Annotated in this window: 5 protein-coding genes; 1 reads left to right on the top strand and 4 read right to left on the bottom strand. The window is 70.4% G+C overall.

All coding sequences use genetic code 11. From position 1 onward, the window contains the following. Positions 1-79: 79 nt before the first annotated feature. From ACLQ29_RS04760 to ACLQ29_RS04745, 4 genes are all read right to left on the bottom strand, one after another. On the bottom strand, positions 80-973 hold the full coding sequence (locus ACLQ29_RS04760; protein WP_425770381.1) for a hypothetical protein: 894 nt from the start codon (positions 971-973) through the stop codon (positions 80-82). Beyond that, positions 963-1,472 carry a SigE family RNA polymerase sigma factor gene (locus ACLQ29_RS04755; RefSeq protein ID WP_425770379.1) on the bottom strand — a complete coding sequence of 170 codons (510 nt, stop codon included), beginning with the start codon at positions 1,470-1,472 and terminating at the stop codon, positions 963-965. Before ACLQ29_RS04755 ends, ACLQ29_RS04760 begins: the two co-directional genes overlap by 11 nt. A gap of 186 nt (positions 1,473-1,658) precedes the next feature. Next, positions 1,659-4,685, bottom strand: coding sequence for a UPF0182 family protein (locus tag ACLQ29_RS04750; protein WP_425770757.1), 3,027 nt, complete (start codon positions 4,683-4,685; stop codon positions 1,659-1,661). A 96-nt stretch (positions 4,686-4,781) separates the two neighbouring features. Continuing rightward, the gene (locus ACLQ29_RS04745) at positions 4,782-5,795 is read right to left on the bottom strand and encodes a YlbL family protein (protein ID WP_425770378.1); all 1,014 of its coding nucleotides are present in this window, start codon (positions 5,793-5,795) and stop codon (positions 4,782-4,784) included. 115 nt (positions 5,796-5,910) lie between these two features. Here ACLQ29_RS04745 and ACLQ29_RS04740 point away from each other — a divergent pair, with 115 nt between their 5' ends. Beyond that, complete coding sequence (locus tag ACLQ29_RS04740) at positions 5,911-7,227, top strand: zinc-dependent metalloprotease (protein ID WP_425770377.1); 1,317 nt, start codon at positions 5,911-5,913, stop codon at positions 7,225-7,227. Positions 7,228-7,280 lie beyond the last annotated feature (53 nt).

The following is a 7,280-nucleotide window of genomic DNA, read 5'->3' as shown; positions in this document are numbered from 1 at the left end:
CGGCTCGCTAACCGTAGCGCACCACCCCCGGGCCCCGCAAAACGACATCCGAATCCGCCGGATCGCGGTCCGGGGCCGGTCAGTCGAGCCATGCCTCGATGGCGGCGACCGCGCGGCGGCTGTCCGTGTCGACCTGCGTCCGCGGGCTGGACCCGGTTTCCCAGCCCTTCTCCCAGAGGGTGGTCACCACGTCGCCGACCCGGATGGCCCGGACCAGCCGGACCTCCTCCCCACCGGTCGGGTCGCCGTTCAGGTCCTGAGCCGGCTTGCGCAGCTCGAACAGCACCGACTCGTCGCCGTACCCGACGTCGCCGAGTAGCCGCTGCCTGCTCAACACCTGCGGGACCTGGAAGGGCAGTTGCGTCTGCTCAGGGCAGTCGCGCACCGCCTGCCGCAGCTCCTCTAGAACGATTGTGGCTCGTCCGGCCCGGTAGACCGTGATGGATTGCGTGTAGGTGCCGTCCGGAACGTTCCCCTGGGGCGTTTTCGGCAGCTTGTAGACCAACGACTGGCTTCGCCGGTGCAGGATCGGTTCGCCCGGGATGCGGGCGCCGCACAGGCCCGGCAACGCGGCCAGATCCCGGTTCTCCGGCGCTATGCCGGTCTGGTTGGCCGGCGCGAGCGTGAAGAACGCCCGATCCGGAATGCCACCAGCAATACGTCCCGGTGACGCGGGGGTCGTACCCGGAGGTCGGCCGGACGTGGTCGGCGACGGCGAGCCGGCACTCGCACTCGGCGCGGGGATCGTCGGCGTGTCGGCCGGCGGGACGACGGGCGCCGGCGGCGGCATGGCCACCACCTGGGTGCCGATCACCACGCCGCCCGCCAGCAACGCCACGGCGAGGGCGCCCCCGACCGCACGCAGCCGGGCCCTCCGGTCCGCCCGCCGCCGCAGTACGCCGGGAACGCCCACGTCGCCAGCATCGGCGTCGGCGGCGAGGCGCTGGTACCAGTCGGAAAGTTCACGCGACATCGTTGGCCTCCACGTTCACGCTTGCGAGATCGGGCAGCAACGCGGCGAGCCGGGACCGGCCCCGGGAGAGCCAGGACTTCACCGTGCCGGCGGGCACGCCGACCTCATGGGCGATCTCCTCCACCGACATGTCGAACAGGTAGTGCAGAGCCAACGCCTGCCGCTGGTTCGCCGGCACCTGGCGCAGGGCCTGGAGTAGCAGCACGCTGTCCTCGGTGGGTGGTCCCACCGCCGGCGGGGGCCCCGCCAACCGCAACGCCCCGCGCAGGGAACGCAACCGCCGCCAGCGGTCGGTCGCCAACCGGGACACCACCAGCCGCAGCCACGCCTCCGGCGCGGGATGCCCCGCCAGCCGCCCCCAGTGCCGCCAGGCCCGGGTGTACGCCTCCTGCACCAGGTCCTGCGCCTCGCCGTGGTCACCGGCGACCGCATAGCCGTACCTCGCCATCCGTCGCGCGGTGCTGCGGTAGAAGTCATCGAAGCTCTGCGCGTCACGCACGACTGTTCCCCCTCGTTCCACCCCGTCGACTTGAGGACGGCCGGACGGTGTCGCCGGTTGCGGTCCGGTCCGACCTTTCGGCGCGGCCACGGTCGGGCAGCCGGCGAAACGACGGCGGAGCCCCCGTCGCCAGGACCGGGTGGTCCGACGACGGGGGCTCCGAGAGGCGCTCCGGGGCGAGTGCGGTCAGCCGCCCGCGCTCGGGCTGCCACTCGGCGACGGCGGGGCGCCACCGCTTGGCGTCGCGGTCCGGTCGGCGGCCTGCTGCGCCTGCTGGAACGCGGTAAGCGCCTCGTCAAGCGTCTTGAGCGCACGGCCGTACCGCTCGAAGTCACCCGAGGTCTGCGCGGCCCGTACCTCGGTGATCGCGGTCTGCACCCGGTCCGCGGCGACGGCCAGGTCACCCGTCGGTGGCGGATTGCTGGCGCTCGGCGTCGGCGTCGGCGTCGGCGTCGCGGTCCCGCTGGGCCCCGGCGTCGGGGTTGTCGGCGTCGTCGGGTTGCCCCCGGTCGTCGGGGGCGGCGACGTGCCCTGCCCGGCCTTCTTCCCCTGCTCGACCAGCTGCTTGATGCCGTCGTTGATGTTGTCGGCGAGCGCCACGAAGGAGCCACCGTCGCCGTAGGAGAGCAACACCTTCTGCAACAGCGGGTACGCGTCCTGCTGGTTGCTCTTCACGTAGACCGGCTCGACGTAGAGCATGCCGTCGGCGAAGGGCAGCGAGAGCAGGTTGCCGTACTGCACCTGCGCCTGGTTGCTGGAGAGCAGGTTGAGCTGCTGGCGGATGTTGGCGTTGTTCGTCATCTGTTGGTGCACCTGCACCGGACCGGAGATCCGGGTCTGATCCGGCAACTCCAGCACCTCCAGCCGGGGCTGCCCGCCGACGTACGACCCGGAGATCAGCGCGGCCAGGTTCTGCCGGCCGTTCGGGGTGACCGCCGCGGTGAGCTGGAACCGGGGGCTCTCCTGCCCCGGGAACTGGGTGAACAGGTAGTACGGGGGCTGCTTCTGACCGCTGTCCGGAGCGTCCGGCACCGTCGGCACCTGCCAGAAGTCCTGTGCGGAGTAGAAGTCGCCCGGGTTTGTCACGTGGAACTTGGTGAGCAGGTTGCGCTGCACCTTGAACATGTCCGCCGGGTAGCGCAGGTGCTCGGTCAGCTCGACCGGGATATCCGCCTTCGGCAGCACCAGGTCACCACCGAACGCCTTGTTCCAGGCCTTGAGCACCGGATCGGTGTCGTCGTACTCGTAGAGCTTCACGGTGCCGTCGTACGCGTCGACGGTGGCCTTCACGGAGTTGCGCATGTAGTTGACGTTCTCCCGGGCCAGCTGGAAGGTGCCCCGGTTGGTCAACTCGTCGGTGGTCTCGGTCTGCAGGTTGACCCGCTCGGCGTACGGGTAGGTGGCCGCCGTGGTGTAGCCGTCGACGATCCACTGCACCCGACCGTCGACCACCGCCGGGTACGGGTCGCCGTCCAGCGTGAGGAACGGCGCGACCTTCTCCACCCGGTCCCGCGGGTTACGCACGTAGAGCAGCCGGGAGTCCTTGTTGACCGCCTCGGAGAGCAGGAAGTTGGACTCCTGCTCCTTGATGGAGTACAGCAGCCGCCGGGTGAAGGACCCGATCTTGACGCCGCCCTCGCCGGTGTAGGTGTAGGACTCGCCGCCGCCCTCGCCGACCGGCCTGTCGAACTCGGCCTTCTTGTTCGGGTCGGCCTGACCGACGATCGCGTAGTCGTCGGCCGCCATCCGCTCGCCGTAGTAGATACGCGGCTGCTTGGCCGGGATCTGCTCGGTCTGCGAGGAGCACGCCTCCTGCGTCTTCTCGCCGAGGAAGCCGGAGACGAAGAACGGCTGCCCACCGCAGACCACCTGGTTGGCCGGGGCGGCGACCAGCCCGTACCCGTGGGTGTAGACGGTGTGCCGGTTGATCCAGGTGTTCTGCTGGTCGGTCAGCTCGCCGTAGTTGATCTCCCGGACGCCGACCACGTAGTCGGAGACCTTCCCGTTCACCCCGTACCTGTCGATGTCCAGCTTGGGGCCGAAGTCGTAGAAGCCACGCACCTGCTGAAGCTGGGTGTACGTCTCGCTGACCAACTGCGGGTCGAGCAGCCGCACGTTCGACACCACCGAGGTGTCGGTGGCCAGGTTGCCCGGTGGGGTGAGGTTGTTCGCCGCGTACGGGGTCGTCTGGGTGGCCCCCAACCCGAACGCCGCCCGCGTCGCGTCGATGCTGCGCTGGATGTACGGCGCTTCCTTGTCCTTGGCGCTCGGCTTGACCTCGAAGGTCTGCACCGCCCAGGGGTAGATGCCGCCGATGGCCACCGCGGACACACCGAGCAGCGCCAGCGAGATCCCCGGCCAGACCAGGTTCCGCATCCAGGCGTTGGAGAACACGACGATCGCGATCGCCACCACGATCGAGATGTAGGCCAGGATCTCCTTCGCCGGCAGCAGCGCGTTGACGTCGGCGTAGCCGGCGCCGTACAACTTGGCGCCCTCGTTGTACTCCAGCAGCATGGCCCGCCGGTCCAGTACGTACGCGACGGCCTTCAACAGCACGAAGACCGCGACCAGGCTGCTCAGGTGCGCGCGGGCCGCGTTGCTCATCCGGTCCCCGACGCCCTGTAGGCGGACCCCGCCAAAGAGGTAGTGCACCGCCAGCGCGCCGATCACGGCCAGCACCACAGCGGTGAAGGCGACGCCGAGCAGGTAACGCCAGAACGGCAACTGGAAGACGTAGAAACCGATGTCCACCCCGAACTCCGGGTCCTTGACGCCGAAGTCACCGCCGTTGCGGAAGAGCAGCCACTGGGTCCACCGGTTCTGTGCGGAGAGGCCGGCGAAGAGCCCGACCACCGCGGCGGTAAGCGCGATCCAGGTGCCCAGTCGCGGGCTGAGCGCCATCCGATAACGCTCGAGCGTCGCCTGCTCCACCGAGTGCGGACGCAGTCGCGGGCGCAACCGATGGGCCAGCCACAGGTTGCCACCGACGACCACCGCCATGCCGAGACCGACGGCGAGGAAGAGCAACAGTCGGGTCACCAGCACACCTGTGAAGACCTCGGTGTAGCGGACCTCGTCGAACCAGAGCCAGTCCGTCCATGCTTGGACACCCCAGCCGAGCAGGGTGAAGAGCACGAACACCCCGACCAGGACAGCGATGGTGACGCGCCCGCGCCGGCTCATCCTGGGAAGGGGGCTGCTGCTACGCATGACCACTGTTGGCTCCGCACGCTCGATGTGATCGGCTCCGACCAGGCACCCAGAGTACGGGGTGTTCCTGAGCGTGTCGGGGCACGGTCACACCGGTCAGCAACGGGTCGGCTGACCCCCTGCGCGCAACGTCTCCAACGCGGTCATCGCCTCGTCCAGGGAACCCACCCGCAGCAGCGGCAAATCGGGCTGCGGATTGCGGACGGCCTCGGCGCAGTTGTCCGCCGGCACCAGAAAGACCTTCGCGCCGGCACGCTTCGCGCCGACCAACTTCTGGGCGATCCCGCCGATCGGCCCGACGGTGCCCTCGTCGTCGATGGTGCCGGTGCCGGCGATGATCTGACCGCCGGTGAGATCGGCCGGGGTCAGCTTGTCGACGATCCCCAGGGCGAACATCAGACCGGCGCTCGGCCCACCGATGTCGCCCAGGTCGATGCCGAGGGTGAACGGGTGCGGCTGCTGCTGATCGATCTCCACACCGATCCGCGGTCGGCCATCCTGCTCACGGCTTGTCACCGTCGCCGTGGCCGGCGCGCCGTCGCGGGTGTAGGCGATCGCCAACGCCGTACCCGCCGGCTTGGCCCGGACCAGTTCGGTGACCTTCGCGGCCACCGGCACCGGCTGACCGTCGACGGAGGTGATCACGTCGCCGGCCTTCAGCGCCCCGGCCGCCGGACCGTCCCCCGCCACCGTCTTGATCACGACCTGCACCGGGAAGCCCAACTCCCGCAGCGCGGCCGTCTCCGCGCTCGTCTGCGACGCCTTGAAGTCCTCCGCGTTGCGCTGCTCGACCTGCTCGGTCGACTCCCCCGGCGGGTAGACGAGCTCGCGCGGCACCACCGCCTCGTCGTCGGAGAACCAGCCCGCGATCGCCCCCCGCAACCGCACCGTGGGCTGCACCCCCACCGTGGTCAGCCGCAACTGGCCGGCGGAGGTCGAGGTCTCCCGCCCGGAGACCTGGATGACCTCCTTGCCGTCGGCCGTGCCGAGGGTGTTGACCGTCGGACCGGGGCCGAGCACCACGTACGGGATCGGCACCCGCAGCACCCCGATGCTCAGCAGGGCGGTGAACAGGGCACCGAGCAGGACCGTCAGGCCACGACGTCTCATGCCGCAGAGCGTACCGACCGGCCGGACCCCTCCTGCCGGATGCGCCACGCGACTTCGCCCTCAGCGCAACGCCAGCGACGGCGACCTGGGGCGCGGTCCGCGTACCGTAGACGTCGTGCCTGATATTCCGTTCGGTTTCGCGCTCCCGGGTGGGCAACCACCAGACCCCAACGATCCCGCGCAGATGCAGCAGTTCATGTCGCAGTTGCAGCACCTGCTCTCCGCGCCGGGCAGCGGTCCGGTCAACTGGGACCTGGCCCGGCAGGTAGCGGCCAGCCAGCTCGCGGCCGCCGGCGACCCGGCGGTGTCACCGTTTGAGCGCAACGCGGTCGAGGAAGCGCTGCGCCTGGCCGACCTGTGGTTGGAGCCGGCCTCGTCCTGGCCGTCGGGCATCCAGTCGCCGGTGGCCTGGAACCGCAACGAGTGGATCTTCAAGACGCTCGACGTGTGGCGCAAGCTCTGCGACCCGGTCGCCAGCCGGATGGTCGGCGCGATGAGCGACCTGGTGCCACCGGAGGCACGCGACCAGCTCGGCCCGATGCAGTCGATGGTGAGCACCCTCGGCGGCGCGCTCTTCGGCGGCCAGCTCGGCCAGGCGCTCGGCTCGCTCGCCGCGGAGGTGCTCTCCGCCGGCGACATCGGGCTGCCGCTCGGCCCGGCCGGCACGGCCGCCCTCATCCCGGCCAACATCCGGGCGTACGGCGAGGGCCTGGAACTTCCCGAGGACGAGGTCCGCCTCTACGTGGCGCTGCGCGAGGCCGCCCACCAGCGGCTGTTCCAGCACGTCCCGTGGCTGCGCGGGCATGTGCTCAGCGCGGTCGAGATGTACGCCTCGGGCATCCGCGTCAACCGGGAGGCGATCGAGGAGGCCATGGGCCGGGTCGACCCGACCGACCCGGAGTCGATGCAGGCGATCGCCCTGGAGGGCATCTTCACCCCGGAGGACACTCCGGCGCAGAAGGCCTCCCTGGCCCGACTGGAGACCGCACTCGCCCTGGTCGAGGGCTGGGTCTGCCACGTCGTGGACAGCGCCGCCAGCGACCGGCTGCCCAACGTCGTCCGGCTGGGCGAGGCGTTCCGTCGCCGCCGGGCCGCCGGTGGCCCCGCCGAGCAGACCTTCGCCGCACTCGTCGGCCTGGAGCTGCGCCCGCGTCGCCTCCGCGAGGCCGCCGCACTCTGGGCCGCGCTCACCGAGCACCGCGGCATCGAAGGCCGAGACGCCGTCTGGGGCCACCCGGACCTGCTCCCCTCCGACGACGACTTCGCCGACCCGGTCGCCTTCGCGATGAACGACATGGACCTGAGCGAGCTGGACACCTTCGACTTCACCGCCCCTGGTGGGGCCGAGGAGAAGGCCCCCGGTCAATTGGGCCAGTCAGGTCAGCCCGGTCCGTCCGACGAGACCGACGGCGAGGACGACGCCAAGTCCTGACGTCCACGCGACGACGGCTCACCCCCGGGTGCCCGCGAGATCGACAGCGGGCA

It is taken from the genome of Micromonospora sp. DT228 (assembly GCF_049841595.1).
Taxonomy (GTDB): domain Bacteria; phylum Actinomycetota; class Actinomycetes; order Mycobacteriales; family Micromonosporaceae; genus Micromonospora.
The sequence above is the reverse complement of the archived record's forward strand: the minus strand, read 5'-3'. Positions and strand labels throughout refer to the sequence as shown.